A 14,552-nucleotide genomic window follows, 5' to 3' on the forward strand; every position below is an offset into this window, starting at 1 on the left:
CGCAGGATCGCCGCTGAAGTGGAAGAAGGTGCGGCCCGCCTGGCATCTGCTGGTGGGAGCCATCCTGATGGCGATGGGGGCCTGCCTCACTCCTACACCGCTCCGTTGGCTTTTCGCCACCAGGGTGGCTCCCACCAACGGCACCGCTCACATGTCGTGCTTGGTGACCTCGAAGCCCAGTTTCTTGTACTGAGTCCAGCGGACGCGGGAGCCGTCGCGCTCCGCCGGGTCGGCTGCGACCACTTCGAGCACGCGATCGAAATGCCCCGGCGCGCAGGTGTCGCGCAGGTTGATCACCAGCGGACGATCCGGCGTGTCGACACCGGGAGGCACGATGAGGACCGCGCAGATCGCGTCGTCCTCGTCGCCCGCCAGTTGGTGCGGCACGTAGACGTCCTCGCCCAGATCCCACAGGCGCTCGTCGATGGCTTCGGCCTGTTCGAAGTCGCGCGTGAGGATCAGCGTGGGCTGCTGCGCGCCGACCGCTCGCTTGGCGAGTTCGCACACGAGCAGCAGCGGATCCTCGCGAAAACGCGGCTTGTCGATCAGGTAGAAGTCCGCGCGCGGCATGCCGAAGCGATCAGCCGGCCGCGACGCGGTCGAGCAGCCACTGGGTCAGCAGCGGCACCGGGCGGCCGGTGGCCATGCCCTTGCGCCCCTCGTCCCACGCCGTACCCGCGATGTCGAGATGCGCCCAGCGGCGCCCCTCGGTGAAGCGGGCGAGGAAGCAGCCAGCCGTGATGGCACCGGCGTACTTGCCGCCGATATTCGCCACGTCGGCAAAGGTGGACTCTAGCTGGCTCTGGTAGTCGTCCCACAGCGGCAGGCGCCATGCACGATCGAGCGTGGCCTCGCCGGCGGCGAGCAACTCGGCCGACAGGGTCTCGTCCTTGGTCATGAGGCCGCTGGCATGCTTGCCCAGGGCGACGACGCAGGCGCCGGTCAGGGTGGCGGCGTCGATGAGGGTGTGCGGATCGAAGCGCTTGCCCGTGTAGGTCAGCGCATCGCAAAGGATGAGGCGGCCTTCGGCGTCGGTGTTCAGCACCTCGATCGTGATGCCGGCGAGGCTCGTGAGCACGTCGCCCGGACGGTAGGACGCGCCGTCGGGCATGTTCTCTACCGCGGGCACCACGCAGACCAGGTTCACCGGGAGGCGCAGCTTCACGGCGGCCACGAAGGCGCCGAGCACGCCCGCCGCACCGCACATGTCGAATTTCATTTCTTCCATGCCGGGGCCGGGCTTCAAGCTGATGCCACCGGTATCGAAGGTGATGCCCTTGCCGACGAAGGCATAAGGACGCTCGCCCTCCTTGCCACCGTTCCACTGGAGGATGACCAGGCGCGGTGCGTTGGCGGAACCGCGGGCCACGGCAAGCAGCGAGCCGAAGCCTTCGCGCTCCATGTCGGCGCGATCCAGCGCCTCGTAGGTGACGCCTTCATGGGCTTCCGCGAAGGCGCGGGCCTGTTCGGCGATGTAGTCCGGATTGCAGATGTTCGGCGGCAGATTGCCCAGCTCGCGGGCATAGCGCACGCCCTCGGCGATGGCACGCGCCTCGTTCAGGCCGGCTTCGCCCTCGGCGGGACCCACCAGGGTCAGGCTGGTCAGTTCCGGCTGGGCCTTGTCGCGCGGCTTCACCGTGGCGGTGTACCGATACGCGGCGTGGTCGGTCGCGAGGGCGGCCACACGCAGGCGCCACGCGGCGTCGCGCCCCGGAACGTCGATTTCAGGCAGCCAGCTCACGGCCTCCGACACCGGCAGCCGGCCGATGGCGCGAGCCGCTTCCATCGCGACCCGCTGGTAGCGCGCGGCATCGAACGACTTCTGCGGGCCCAGGCCCAGGACCAGCACGCGCTCGGCGGACACGCCGGCCGGATGCAGCAGGGTAACGACCTGGCCCACCTTGCCGTTGATGTCGCCAGCCTCGACGAGGCGCTTGATCGCCCCGCTGGCGGCGGTGTCGATCCGTGCCGCGGCACTGGTCAGGACACCGTTCTCGTAGACGCCGACCACGGCCACCGGGGTGGCGGTCGATTCGGGAGCATTGGAACCGAGGCTGAACTGAACCGTCATAGCTAACTGCCTTGCGAAAGCCCGCCGGGGGTCCGGACAGGCTAGACTTGTGGTTTGCCGGCCGGGACTGACGCGGCACGAACCGCCAATTCTATCAAATGCTCAGCATCCTCGACCGTTATTTCCTGCGCGAACTCGCCTATGGGGTCCTGGCGACAGCCATCGTGCTGCTGGTGATCTTTGCCGGCGGTGCCTTTGCGACCGTGCTGCAGAAGGTGGCCAACGGCAGCATCCAGCCCAGCGTCATGTTCGAGGTGCTCGGTCTGCAGATGGTGGACCTGCTCTCGACCCTGCTCCCCATGTCCGCCTTCCTGGGCACCCTGATCGCGCTCGGCCGCATGTACCGCGAGAGCGAGATGCACGTACTCGCCTCCTCCGGCATGGGCCCCCGCGGCATGCTGCGCCCGGTCACCCTGCTGGCGGTGGTGGCGACCATCGTGGTCGGCCTCGTCTCGCTCTGGCTGGGGCCTCTTTCGTCGCGCACGGCCGATCAGGTGATCGCCGCGGCCAACAAATCGGTCATCGCCGCCGGCCTCGATGCCGGCCGCTTCACCGAACTGCCCGGCAAGGGCGGCATCATCTTCGTCGACACGCTCAGCCGCGACGGCACCGTGCTGGGCAAGACCTTCCTCGCCACGGACCGGGTGGACAGCGACGGCAAGCCCCAGGTCCGCGTCGTGAATGCCAAGCATGGCCAGATGTATCAGGAAAGCGATGGCCAGAACCGGTTCCTCGCCTTGTTCGACGGCTGGCAATACGAAATCCCGCTGGGCGCCGACAACTGGCGTCGGATGAAGTACGAGCGCAACGACATTTCGCTGTCCAACATCACCGACGATGACGACGACACCGATCCGGCGCACGAGGCAAGCACGACCGATCTGTTCAAGATGAATACGGCCGATGGTCTGGGCGAGCTGGTATCCCGCTTTGCCGCGCCGGTCAGCACGCTCGTGCTGATGATGATGGTGCTGCCGATGTCGCGGCAGGCGCCCCGCGACGCCCGCTACGGGCGCCTGCTGATCGCTGTGCTGGCGTATTTCCTCTATGTGGTCTGGCAGTTGATCGCGCGCGCGCAGATCATCAAGGGTCACCTGCATACCTCCGCGCCGATCTGGCTGTTGCACGCCATCGTGTTCGGTGTGGCGGCCTGGTACTTCTGGCGACAGAACACCGCCCGGCGCGTGAAGGGAGCTGGCTGATGGCGACGTTGACGATCAAGCGCGCCGATCGTCTGATCGGCGCCAGCGTGCTCGGCACGCTGTTGCTGGTGTGGCTGGTGCTCACCGGCTTCGATGCGCTCACGCAGTTCGTGCGCCAGTTGGGCAACATCGGCAAGAACGGCTTCACCCTGTACGACGCCATCGCGTACATCATGCTCACGGTGCCGCGGCGCCTGTATCAGATGTTCAGCAATGCCGCGCTCATCGGCGGCCTGCTCGGCCTCGGCGGCCTGGCCGCCACCGGCGAGCTGACCGCGCTCCGCGCAGCAGGCATGTCGAAGCTGCGCATTGCGGCATCGGCAGCCGGCGTCATCGCCGTACTGACTGCGGGCGTCGTCGTCATGGGCGAGACTGCGGCGCCCTATGGCGACCAGCACGCCCAGGCCATCCAGGTGAGGATGCGATCGAGCAACCTCGGCTCGACGAGCAGCGGGCTGTGGGCACGCGACGGCGGCAAGATCATCAACGCGAAGTCGGCCATCGCGACGCAGGACGGCGATCGCACCACGGTCAAGCTGGTGGACGTTCGCGTGTACTCGTTCACCCCTGACGGCCAGGTGACCACGTTCGCGCACGGCGACAGTGCCATCCACGACGGCAACCACTGGATCATGACCAACGTGCGCACTACGGCACTCGATGCCCAGGGTACGCATTCCTCCCACGCGGACACGCAGACGTGGGAATCCCGGCTCAATCCGCACGTGCTCGAGCAGTCGGTGATCCATCCCGAATACCTGTCGATGGCGGACCTTCGCCGCAACATGCGCTACCTGGAAGCCAACGGACAGAATCCGGGTGCCTACGCCGTCGCGTTCTGGGGCCGGGCGCTGTTCGCCCTGAATACGCTCGTACTCGTGCTGTGCGCCATGCCGTTCGCGTTTGGCTCGCTTCGCTCGGGCGGCCTCGGCAAGCGCCTTTTCGTCGGCATCATCCTCGCCATCGGCTGGTACTTCCTGCAAGGCGCCATGGTGAACTTCGGCACCGTGTACGGATTGCCGCCGTTGCTCGCAAACCTTCTGCCAACGTCGCTGCTGATCGTCGGCGCACTGGCTTACTTCAGACGATTCGGTTAGCCGGTCTCTTCGCCATTCGGTGAACAAGGCGAAACAGCGCGCCGCATTTCACGACGCGCGCGCGGCGCAGACGCTTTCCAGCGTGGCGTCGAGATCGTCGCCCGTCATAGGCTTGCGCAGCAGCGCATTCATGCCGGCTTCGCGGATGGCCGTCACCTCGTCGCCAGCCGATCGCGCGGTAACCGCCACGATCGGCAGGCCGTCGAGGTGATCCATGCGCCGCACGAGACGCGCGACCTGAAAGCCGTCCACCACGGGAAGATCGAGGTCGAGCAGCAGCGCATCGAAGTTACCCTGGGCCAATTCGGTCATGGCGGCAAGACCGTCGCCCACCGCGTTGACGACGTGGCCACGCTGGCGCAGCAACCCGGCGATGACGTCGCTGACTACCGGATCGTCTTCGACGAGCAGCAGGCGCTTACCCGACGTCACCGTCGGAGTGGCAGGAGCCGCACCCGATGAGCACGCCTCGCACGTGCATGGCAGCAAGGGCAGTCGAACGATGAAGGCGCTGCCACTGCCCGGCTCGCTGCGCACATGGATGTTGCCGCCCATAAGGGTGCAAAGCTCGTGGCAGATCGCGAGACCGAGACCGCAGCCCTGCGACCGTTGCGGCGACCCGCCCTGCTCGAAACGAGAAAACACGCGAGCACACAGCTCCGGACACATGCCCGGCCCCGTATCGTTTACCGTCATGACCAGCCACGTACCGTCGCGCGCCACGTGTACGGACACGCCCCCGCCGTCCGTGAACTTCACGCCGTTGTTCACCAGGTTCTGCAGGATCTGACGAAGGCGAATGGCGTCGCCACGAAGGGTCGCAGGCACATCGGCATCGACCGATGAGGTGAGGGTCAGGCCTTTGTCCTTCGCCGCGCCCACCGCCAGCGCAACGACCTCTTCCGTCAGGATGCGAATGGGCACGCACTCCGATTCGAGCACCAGGCGACGCGCTTCGATGCGCGTAATGTCCAACGCGTCGTTCACGAGCCGCAGCAGTGTCGTGCCCGATCGACGCACGGCTTCGACATAGGCGCGCTGGGTGTCGTCGAGCGCCGTCTGCGCCATCAACTCGGCCATGCCAAGCACGCCGGTCATCGGCGTCCTTATCTCGTGACCCAGCGTCGCCATGAAGTCGGTCTTGGCCGCATTGGCTTCTTCCGCGAGCCGCCGCTGTTGCTCCGCGAGCTTGAGCCGCATGGCCTGACGGACGCGGCGCCGTGCGCCGATCACGATGGTGCCGACCGCCGCGAGGGCGAGTGCGGCATACGTCAACCACGCCCACCAGCGCAGCCACGGCGGCGCATCGACCACGATCGTGAGCGGGCGATCGAGCGACCCGTTCACGCCGTCGCGTCCCGAGCCCGAGATCGCCAGCCGGTACGTGCCCGCGGCGAGCGGGCCGAACGCGCGCCGTCCATACTTGTCCGTGTGCAATTCCGTTGTCTCACTGCCCTGAGCGAGGGTGAACACGAGATGGTTGCGGTCGGGATTGACGTACGAGAGCGCGCGCGCACGCACGATGAGTTCCCTGTCGTTCCAGCCGAGCCGCAGGACGCCGCCCTCCATGGCGATGGGCTGGCGCATACCGTTGCGGGATACGCTGGCACCGAGCACGACGATGGAAGGCTTGCGTGTGTGATCGCGCTGACGATCGGGACGGAAGCCCACCAGACCGCCGAGGGTGGCACCGTACATCGTGCCGTCGTCGAGCTGGACCGTGGTGCCATTGGTGAACTCGCCGCTCGCAAGACCGTCCGCGAGGCCAAAGGGGCGGAACGTAGCGGTACCGGGATCGAAACGCCACACGCCGGTCTCGCCGTATAGCCATATGCGGCCTGCCACATCCCTGCGCACGTTCAATATGTCGGCTGACGGGAAGCCCTCGGTGCCGCCGATGCATCGATCCCGCTCGGCACGTCGACCGTCCCAGCGATAGTGTTCCAGCGCGTCCGAGCGCACCAGCCAGAAGCCGTCTTCGTCCGGCTCGAATGCATTGATGCGACCACGCGCCACGCCGTCGACGAACTCCATCCGGCCCGACGCCCTGTCCAATCGCGTGAGCCCGGCAAGGCTCGCCTGCCACAGTTCATCACCGACGACCTCGATCTGGCGCGTGTCCGCCACACCGCGCTGCGCGACGGCGAACGGAATCTCGCGTGCGCGGGACAGGCTGCTGTCCAGTGCGAACAACCCTTGACCGAGCGCAGCCGCGTAAACCGTCCCGTCAGGTGCCGACACCAGCGAGATCACGGGATGATGGATGGCACTACGCAGCAACGGCCGTGACTTGCCGGCATGCGCGATGAAGAGTCCTTCAACGGTGCCGACGAGCAAGCCACGCGGCACCTCGAGCAACGATTGCACGCGCAGCGAATCGAGAGTGAAGCCCTCGGCGGTCTTGCCGGTGGCAGGGTCGAAGCTGCGGACCCATCCGCGCAGGCCGCCCACCCAGAGCTGCGTATTGCCCTGCGCGGCGACGGCCGTCACGGTGCGGCCGGGGAAACTGAAAACATCGGTCGCCACGTGGGCGAAGCGGGTGAAGTCCTCCCAGGCAGGACCGAGATACGCGAGCCCGCCGTCACTCAGCGCAAACCAGAGTCCATGTTCGCGGTCCTCCAACATGCCGCGAACCGCGCGTCCCGGCAGTCCGCCCGACGCCGTCCACGACCCGCGGATATCATGCAGGCGCCCGTAACGATCGAGCATGGAGAGCCCATGCGGACCCGCGACCCATAACGTGCCGTGGCTGTCGGCGAGCGATGCGTGGAAGGCCGATATCGGCAGCCGGCGATCGCGTCGCAGCTGCCCGTCATGAGCGAGCCGGTACAGGCCACGGTCCGTGGAAAAACGCAGCTCCGCGGCGTGTCCGTCGATTCGCAGGACGCGAGGCCGGCTGCCATCTTCGAACGGCACGGGCGTCATGACGCCCATGGCATCGACAACGTCCACACCAGCGTCCGAGCCAATCCATACTCGGCCGTCATCCGACGCGTGCAGCGCGTGGACCGAGGGCGAGGAAGGTCCGTCTTCGCCCGCAGCAAGACGCGTGAGCCCACTGCCATCGGCGCGCATGTGTGCAAGCCCACCCGACGTACCGACCCAGATCGTGCCGTCACGCGCCTGTGCGATGGCGCGCACATCGTCGTCGATGAGACCATCGCGCCAATGCACGAAACCGCCGGTCGCCGGGTCGTAGCGCCCCAGGCCCATGTCGGGGCCGCCGATCCAGAGACGATTTTCCGAATCCACCAGCAAGGCATTCACACTGCCCGACGGGAGCGGATGCGAGCGGTCCGGGCCGATCGCCGGCGTGGTGAATTCCACGCCGTCGAAGCGCGAAAGGCCAACGGCTGTGCCGACCCAGATGAATCCGTGACCATCCTGCGCCACGGCCTGCACCTTGCTGCTGGGCAGGCCCTCGTGCAGACCATAGCTGCGGAATTGCGGCGTGGGCACGGGCGGCATGGTGGCTGCCGTGGCGATCGGAAGGGTCACGATCGAACCGATCATGACCACGAGGATCCATCTCGTGATGAGCGTGCAGTGCATTCGCGGGTTCCTGGTGCGGCGCCGATCATGCCATGCGTCACGAAGGGAAAAAACCTGAATGGCACGTAGGTGGATACCCACACCGTGCGCTTAGAATGCAGACATGTCCCGTCGACTCCGCCTGCTCGTGACAACCGTAGGCCTGGCCGCTCTCGCCTGGCTCCTGCTGGCGTCGATCGAGCGCGCCATAGCGCTGGCAGAGCGCTTCGAGGGCCTTCCGCAAGGCGTGCGCTGGCTCGTGGGCGGTGTGTTGCTGTTGCTCGTGAGCCTCGGCGCGGCGGTGACGGTATGGTGGTTGCGGCCGCGCAGACCGCGTGCGCCCGTGACGGCACCGGATCGCACGTCGCTCGAAGCGCGCATCGCGCAACTGCGCCACGACGACGCCGGCGTTGAGGAACTTCGTAGTGAGCTGACGGAACTCGACCGCCGTCGCGCGAGTGCCCGCACGTATCTCGCCGTTTTTGGTGAGATCTCGACGGGCAAGTCGTCGCTGATCGCAGCCATGGTGCCCGGCGCGGCGCCTGCAAGCGATGCGCGCGGGGGCACCACGCGCGAGGTCACGCATTACGAGACGTCCGCGTGGGGCGACGGGTGGACCATTGCCGACGTGCCCGGCTCCGCCGAGGCAGGTGGCGAAGCCCGCGAACGTCTCGCACGCGCGGAAGCGCTGCGCGCGCATGCGGTGGTCTACGTCTGCGCTGGCGATCTCACCCGTTCGCAGGCCGAGGAACTGCGCTGGCTCGGCGACTTCGGCAAGCCGCTCGTGCTGGCGGTCAACAAGGCCGATCAATGGACTGACATCGAACGCGACCAGATTCTGCAACACGTTCGCGAACAGGCCGACGGCATCCCGGATGCCGTGCTCGCGATCAGTGCCGGCGGCGAAGAGCGCTTCACCCGTCGGCTTGCGGACGGCAGCACTGAGGACGTCACGCGGCGCCGGCCCGCGCAATGGCAGCCGTTGCGCGACGCCCTGCGCCGCCTGCTCGCCGCGGGCCCGTCGGCGCTGGAAGCGCAGCGCGAGAACGCCGTGCTGGCGAGCCTTCACGAACGCACCGGCGAACGCGAGCGCGCCTATCGCGCCGACGAGGCGGAACGCATCGTCAGCCGCTACGCACGGCGCGCCATCGTCGGGGCGATGGCGGCCGTAGCGCCGGGCAGCGACCTCGTCATCCAGGGAGCGCTCGCCGCCAGCATGGTGCGGGCGCTGGCGTCGCTGCACGACGTGCGCGTCACCGACGTGGAAGTGGACAACCTTTTGCGCCAGGTTCGCATGACCTTGCGCACCGGAACGTCGGTGGTCCTCGCCGTGGCGGGCAACGCCCTCAAGGCGTTTCCAGGCCTCGGCACGCTGGGCGGCGGCGTGCTGCACGCCTTCGCCTACGCCTTGATCTTCGACAGTTTCGGTCGCGCGCTCGCGGCCACGCTTGCCGAGCGTCAGGCGCTCGACCAGGCCGATGCGGGCGAGCGCATGCGCGAACTGCTGAACGAGGTGGACGCCTCGCGGCTGCGACGATTGGCCGACCTCACTGGTGAGGCGCTGCGGTTGCGTCACGAACCTTCCGATTAGGTGAACAATCCGTTCGCGGCGGCCCCCGCTGACAAGGCCGCCGCGCTCGGCCACACTTGGCTCCCACGGCCGCTCGACGGCCCTTCGCGCGACAGGCCAGCCCGTATGCGTCACGCCCGTTACCTGATCCCCATCGCGCTGGCGACGCTCCCCGTCGTCTCGATGGCCGCCCCCGTCGCCTACACCATCGACCCGGTGCACAGCCAGGTCGTGTTCAACGTCGATCACAACGGGTTCTCCCGCTCCTTCGGACGCCTGCGCATCACCGAAGGCACGATCGTCTTCGATCGCGACGACTGGTCGAAATCGTCGGTGCAGGCCACCGTCGACCTTGCGTCGGTCGACATGGGCGATGCCTCATGGGACAAGGCCGTTCGCGGCTCCAGCCTGCTCGACAGCGATCGCGCATCGACCGCACGCTACGTCAGCGAATCGGTAGAGAAGCGCAACGACGACGAAGGCGTCGTCCATGGCAAGCTCACCCTGCGCGGTACCACGTTGCCGCTGGACATCCCGTTCCGCGTGAACCGCATCGGCAAGACCATCTACGGCCTGCATACGGTGGCGGGCTTTTCTGCGCAGGTGACGCTCGACCGCACCGCCTACGGCATGACATCCAATCGCAATTCGATCGGCACTAACGTATCCGTCTGGCTGGAGATCGAAGGCATTCGCAGCGGCGAAGCCAGCCGCACATCCGACGAGAAGGAGACTACCCATGCCCCTGCGCAGTGACGCCACCCGCTGGAGCACCATCACCAAGACCTTCCACTGGACGATGGCATTGCTGATTCTCGGCAACGGCTTCTTCGCCCTGTGGATGGACGGCCTCAAGCCGTCGATGGAAAAGATCAACATGTTCGCGCTGCACAAATCGATCGGATTGACCGTGCTGGCGCTGTTCTTCCTGCGTCTGGTGTGGCGCCTGGCCGATCGTCGGCCGCCGGAGGATGCGGCGCCCCGATGGCAGCGTGTCGCTGCACAGGTGGTGCATGGTTTCCTCTATCTGCTCATCGTGGCGTTGCCGCTTACCGGCTGGGCCTTCAACTCGGCACACGGTTATCCGCTGCAGTACTTCAAGCAGTTCAACCTGCCGGCGCTGGTGGAAAAGAACGACGCCTTGTCCAGCGTATTCGGCGAAGTGCACGAATACCTGTTCTGGTTCCTGATCCTCGTGCTCGTCGCTCACGTCGGCGGCGCGCTGAAGCATCACCTCATCGACCGCGACGACACGCTTCGCCGCATGCTGCCCTTCGGTCGCGCCAAGCGCGCCACCCCCACCCTGCCTGGAGACACGCCATGAATCCGACCATCCGCCGCCTGTCCGCTCTTGCCCTCGCGCTCGCCTTGCCTTTCGCCGCCAGCGCGGCCGACTACAAGGTGGGCCCGGGCAGCACCCTCGGCTTCAGCGGCAAGTTCCAGGGCCAGCAGTTCGACGGCAGCTTCGGCAAGTTCGACGCCGCCATCAGCTACGACCCCGCCAATCTCGCCACGGCAAAGTTCGACGTGACGGTGGACGTCGCCACGGCCAAGACCGGCGACAACGACCGCGACAATGCCCTGCCCGGCAGCGATTTCTTCGACGCCGCCAAGTATCGTCAGGCGCATTACGTCACCACGGGCTTCAGCAAAGACGCCAAGGGAAATGTCATCGCCAACGGTAACCTCACGCTGCACGGGGTCACCAAGCCGGTGCAACTCAAGGTCGTGTTCAATCCGAATGCCGGTGGCGCGCGTCTGTCGGTGACCGGCACGCTCAACCGCCTCGACTTCGGCGTCGGCAGCGGTGAGTACAAGGACACCTCGACCATTGCGAACGAGGTGCTGGTCAACGGCTCGCTCAATCTGCTGCCGAAGTAAGCGCCAAGTGACCGACTGGCGCGAACGCCTGCACGGCCTCACGTCGCGCTTTCGTCGCGGCGGGCACACGCGGCCCGCCGATGACGAACGCGGTGGCGCGGTGGCCGCCAGCCTTCGCGACCTGCTCCACGATGCGTCGATCCCGGCCGACGTTCGCGCCGCCATGGCGGCAGATTTCGAACGCGTGGAGCGCATGCTCGACCGACTGGAGAGCGACGAGCTTCACGTGGCGGTGTTCGGCCGCGTCTCGGCGGGCAAGTCGGCGCTGTGCAATGCCTTGCTCGGCCGCGACGCGTTCGCGGTAGGCGTGTTGCATGGCACGACCACCGAGGCGGATGCCGCGCGGCTCGACGAGGCCGCGTCGGCCGGGCTCGTGCTCATCGACACGCCGGGCATCAACGAACTGGGTGGCGAGGCCCGCGAGAAACTCGCCTTCGAGGTCGCAGAGGTCAGCGACCTCATCGTTTTCGTGGCCGACGGCGATCTCACTCGCGAGGAACGCGATGCGCTGCGCACGCTGGCCGCCACCCGCCGTCCTCTGCTGCTGGTACTCAACAAGGCCGACCGGTACGGCGACGACGAGCGCGACGGCCTGCTGGAAAGGTTGCGTGAGCATGCCGCGGGACTGATCCGTCGTGAGGACGTGCTGGCGACGATGGCACGCCCCGCACCACAACACGTGGTGGAAGTGGACGCGCAGGGGCACGAGCGGCGCTTGAGTGAAGCCCGCGCGGCTGACGTCGAAGCACTCAAGGCCCGGCTGCTCGCCATCGCGGAGCGGGAGGGCAAGACCCTGTCGGCCATCAACGCGGGCCTGTTCGCCGGCAAGCTCACCGATCAGGTCACCGCGCGCATCGCCAGCACCCGACGCGAGGTCGCCGATGGCGTCATTCGCCAGTATTGCATCGCCAAAGCGGTCGCCGTGGCACTCAATCCCGTGCCGGTGGCGGACCTGCTGCTGGCCGGCGGCCTCGATGCCGCGATGGTCGTGCAGCTCGGCCGGGTCTACGGGTTACCGCTCACGCGCAGCGAATCCGGCCGGCTCGTCGCCGTCATCAGCACGCAGCTCGCCGCGCTCATGGGTGCGGTGTGGGGCGTGCAACTGGCGGCGTCGGCGCTCAAGGGCCTGAGCGGTGGTCTGTCCGTCGTGGTGACCGCTGCCGCCCAGGGCGCACTCGGCTGGTACGCCACGGTGCTCATCGGCCGGGTCGCGGAGCATTACCTGGTGTCCGGCAAGTCCTGGGGCGAGCACGGGGCGAAGCGTGCCGTGGCCGATATCGTGGCGGGACTCGACCGGGATTCCATCCTCCGCGAGGCGCGTGAGGAAATTCTGCGGCGGCTGAAGACGGCGCGCTGATCGCGCCTAGGGCGCATCCACTGCGATAGAGAAAGCCTGCACCGTCGCCACATCGAACGGCCAATCCAGTTCGGCGCCGTCGGCCCGGCGTAGAACAGGCACCCGCGCACCGTAACTCGCTTCCAGCGCGTCGTCCTCGTCGATCCAGATCGACGTGAAATCCGGAAAGCGGGCCTGCGCCAGCACGGCCAGTGCCTGATCGCAGAGATGACAATCGTCGCGCTGGTAAAGAGTGAAGGCGTGCATGCGCGGGTGTATGGGGTCGGTGGACACGGCAGCGTAGAATAACCGGTCATTCCCCGCAGCCCACCTCCCCGCCATGGCAGTCAGCGTCTTCGACCTTTTCAAGATCGGCATCGGCCCGTCCTCGTCGCACACGGTAGGTCCGATGCGCGCGGGTGCGCGTTTTGCCGAGCATTGGCTGGAGGAAAAGGGCGTACTGGATCGTGTGTCGCGGGTCCGCTGCGAACTGTTCGGCTCGCTGGCGATGACCGGGCGCGGCCATGGTACCGACAAGGCCGTGCTGCTCGGTTTCGAGGGCGAATGGCCGGACCGCGTGGACCCCGACAGCATTCCCGCGACGCTGGAACGCATCCGTTCCAGCAAGCGCATACGCATCCTGGGCCGGCACGAGATTCCGTTCGACGAGAAGGCCGACCTGGTCTTCAACAAGCGGCAGAAACTTCCGTTCCATACGAACGGCATGCGTTTCTCGGCGTACGACCACGCCGGCAACGAACTCGCCACGCGCGACTACTACTCGGTGGGCGGCGGCTTCGTGGTGAATCCCGACGAAGCGGCGGAAGATCGCATCGTCGCCGACACCAGCGAACAGCCGTTCCCGTTCTCCACGGGCGACCAGCTCATGTCGCTGTGCAAGGAACACGGGCTCACGATCGCGCAGCTCATGATGCGCAACGAAAGCATCTGGCGCCCCGAGCACGACACCCGAGCCGGTCTGCTACGCATCTGGAAGGCCATGCAGGACTGCGTGGCGCGTGGGCTGCGCTCGCCTGGCGTATTGCCCGGCGGCCTCAAGGTGAACCGCCGCGCGCCTGCCATGGCCGCCGAACTCCGTGCGCAACCGGAAGCGTCGCTACGCGACCCGCTGACGATCCTCGACTGGGTGAACCTCTACGCGCTCGCGGTCAACGAGGAAAACGCTGCGGGCGGCAGCGTCGTCACGGCACCGACCAACGGCGCCGCCGGCATTGTGCCGGCCGTGCTGCATTACTACCGTCATTTCTGCCCGAGCGCCTCGGAAGACGGCGTCATCGAGTTCCTGCTCACGGCCGGTGCCATCGGCATCCTCTACAAGGAAAACGCCTCGATCTCCGGCGCCGAGGTCGGCTGTCAGGGCGAGGTGGGCGTGGCCTGCTCCATGGCCGCAGGCGGTCTTGCCGCGGCCCTCGGCGGCAGCGTGACCCAGGTGGAAAACGCCGCCGAGATCGGCATGGAGCACAACCTGGGACTCACCTGCGATCCCATCGGCGGCCTGGTGCAGATCCCGTGCATCGAGCGCAACGCCATGGGCGCGGTAAAGGCGATCAACGCCAGCCGCATGGCGCTCAAGAGCGACGGCAAGCATCACGTGTCGCTAGACAAGGTGATCGCCACCATGCGCGACACCGGCCGCGACATGAAGGACAAGTACAAGGAAACCTCCCGCGGCGGCCTGGCAGTGAATGTCATCGAGTGCTGAAAAGCACGGAGCCGCCAACAGAGCGCATGTGGGAGCCGCTATAGCGGCGAGAAGCCAACAAAGCGAGGGTAGGAGCCACCCTGGTGGCGAAAAGCCAACGAAGCGGTGTAGCCGTGAGGCAAATTCCCATCGCCAGCAGGC

Annotated in this window: 12 protein-coding genes; 8 read left to right on the plus strand and 4 right to left on the minus strand. The window is 66.8% G+C overall.

Going from position 1 to position 14,552, the window contains the following annotated elements; all coding sequences use genetic code 11:
* Positions 1 to 147 precede the first annotated feature (147 nt).
* Together IM816_RS13905 and IM816_RS13910 are read right to left on the minus strand one after the other, a co-directional pair.
* A complete protein-coding gene (locus IM816_RS13905) occupies positions 148 to 570 on the minus strand; it encodes a DNA polymerase III subunit chi (RefSeq protein WP_250338530.1) in 423 nt (140 codons plus the stop codon).
* 10 nt (positions 571 to 580) lie between these two features.
* A complete protein-coding gene (locus tag IM816_RS13910; RefSeq protein WP_250338531.1) occupies positions 581 to 2,071 on the minus strand; it encodes a leucyl aminopeptidase in 1,491 nt (496 codons plus the stop codon).
* 98 nt (positions 2,072 to 2,169) lie between these two features.
* On the opposite strand from IM816_RS13910, the gene lptF reads away from it, so the two are divergent.
* Together lptF and lptG are read left to right on the plus strand one after the other, a co-directional pair.
* Positions 2,170 to 3,273 carry an LPS export ABC transporter permease LptF gene (gene lptF / locus IM816_RS13915; protein ID WP_250338532.1) on the plus strand — a complete coding sequence of 368 codons (1,104 nt, stop codon included), beginning with the start codon at positions 2,170 to 2,172 and terminating at the stop codon, positions 3,271 to 3,273.
* Positions 3,273 to 4,370, plus strand: a complete 1,098-nt coding sequence (gene lptG, locus IM816_RS13920; protein ID WP_072321809.1) for an LPS export ABC transporter permease LptG — start codon at positions 3,273 to 3,275, stop codon at positions 4,368 to 4,370. The genes lptF and lptG overlap by 1 nt, the downstream gene beginning before the upstream one ends.
* 48 nt (positions 4,371 to 4,418) lie before the next feature.
* Here the strand turns inward: lptG and IM816_RS13925 are convergent, their stop codons facing one another.
* Positions 4,419 to 7,883 (minus strand): hybrid sensor histidine kinase/response regulator, encoded by a 3,465-nt coding sequence (locus tag IM816_RS13925; RefSeq protein ID WP_250338533.1) that lies wholly within the window; start codon positions 7,881 to 7,883, stop codon positions 4,419 to 4,421.
* Positions 7,884 to 8,025: 142 nt separating this feature from the next.
* Between IM816_RS13925 and IM816_RS13930 the strand changes: the two genes are divergently transcribed.
* The 5 genes from IM816_RS13930 to IM816_RS13950 all read left to right on the plus strand — a co-directional run bounded on the left by IM816_RS13930 (position 8,026) and on the right by IM816_RS13950 (position 12,709).
* On the plus strand, positions 8,026 to 9,492 hold the full coding sequence (locus tag IM816_RS13930) for a GTPase (protein WP_250338534.1): 1,467 nt from the start codon (positions 8,026 to 8,028) through the stop codon (positions 9,490 to 9,492).
* Between the two features lie 105 nt (positions 9,493 to 9,597).
* Positions 9,598 to 10,227 (plus strand): YceI family protein, encoded by a 630-nt coding sequence (locus IM816_RS13935; RefSeq protein ID WP_250338535.1) that lies wholly within the window; start codon positions 9,598 to 9,600, stop codon positions 10,225 to 10,227.
* Complete coding sequence (locus tag IM816_RS13940; RefSeq protein WP_072321812.1) at positions 10,211 to 10,795, plus strand: cytochrome b; 585 nt, start codon at positions 10,211 to 10,213, stop codon at positions 10,793 to 10,795. Before IM816_RS13935 ends, IM816_RS13940 begins: the two co-directional genes overlap by 17 nt.
* Complete coding sequence (locus IM816_RS13945) at positions 10,792 to 11,352, plus strand: YceI family protein (protein WP_072321813.1); 561 nt, start codon at positions 10,792 to 10,794, stop codon at positions 11,350 to 11,352. Before IM816_RS13940 ends, IM816_RS13945 begins: the two co-directional genes overlap by 4 nt.
* 7 nt (positions 11,353 to 11,359) lie before the next feature.
* Positions 11,360 to 12,709 (plus strand): GTP-binding protein, encoded by a 1,350-nt coding sequence (locus tag IM816_RS13950; RefSeq protein ID WP_250338536.1) that lies wholly within the window; start codon positions 11,360 to 11,362, stop codon positions 12,707 to 12,709.
* 6 nt (positions 12,710 to 12,715) lie between these two features.
* Here the strand turns inward: IM816_RS13950 and IM816_RS13955 are convergent, their stop codons facing one another.
* Complete coding sequence (locus tag IM816_RS13955; RefSeq protein WP_250338537.1) at positions 12,716 to 12,955, minus strand: glutaredoxin family protein; 240 nt, start codon at positions 12,953 to 12,955, stop codon at positions 12,716 to 12,718.
* 73 nt (positions 12,956 to 13,028) lie between these two features.
* Between IM816_RS13955 and IM816_RS13960 the strand changes: the two genes are divergently transcribed.
* Complete coding sequence (locus IM816_RS13960) at positions 13,029 to 14,411, plus strand: L-serine ammonia-lyase (RefSeq protein WP_250338538.1); 1,383 nt, start codon at positions 13,029 to 13,031, stop codon at positions 14,409 to 14,411.
* The last annotated feature ends 141 nt before the right edge of the window (positions 14,412 to 14,552 follow it).

The sequence above is a fragment of the Luteibacter flocculans genome (assembly GCF_023612255.1).
Classification (GTDB): Bacteria; Pseudomonadota; Gammaproteobacteria; order Xanthomonadales; family Rhodanobacteraceae; genus Luteibacter; species Luteibacter flocculans.

Coding starts and splice junctions, on each gene's coding strand:
- IM816_RS13905 (WP_250338530.1), bottom strand. CDS start 570: ATGCCGCGCGCGGACTTCTACCTGATCGACAAGCCGCGTTTTCGCGAG.
- IM816_RS13910 (WP_250338531.1), bottom strand. CDS start 2,071: ATGACGGTTCAGTTCAGCCTCGGTTCCAATGCTCCCGAATCGACCGCC.
- lptF (WP_250338532.1), top strand. CDS start 2,170: ATGCTCAGCATCCTCGACCGTTATTTCCTGCGCGAACTCGCCTATGGG.
- lptG (WP_072321809.1), top strand. CDS start 3,273: ATGGCGACGTTGACGATCAAGCGCGCCGATCGTCTGATCGGCGCCAGC.
- IM816_RS13925 (WP_250338533.1), bottom strand. CDS start 7,883: ATGATCGGTTCGATCGTGACCCTTCCGATCGCCACGGCAGCCACCATG.
- IM816_RS13930 (WP_250338534.1), top strand. CDS start 8,026: ATGTCCCGTCGACTCCGCCTGCTCGTGACAACCGTAGGCCTGGCCGCT.
- IM816_RS13935 (WP_250338535.1), top strand. CDS start 9,598: ATGCGTCACGCCCGTTACCTGATCCCCATCGCGCTGGCGACGCTCCCC.
- IM816_RS13940 (WP_072321812.1), top strand. CDS start 10,211: ATGCCCCTGCGCAGTGACGCCACCCGCTGGAGCACCATCACCAAGACC.
- IM816_RS13945 (WP_072321813.1), top strand. CDS start 10,792: ATGAATCCGACCATCCGCCGCCTGTCCGCTCTTGCCCTCGCGCTCGCC.
- IM816_RS13955 (WP_250338537.1), bottom strand. CDS start 12,955: ATGCACGCCTTCACTCTTTACCAGCGCGACGATTGTCATCTCTGCGAT.
- IM816_RS13960 (WP_250338538.1), top strand. CDS start 13,029: ATGGCAGTCAGCGTCTTCGACCTTTTCAAGATCGGCATCGGCCCGTCC.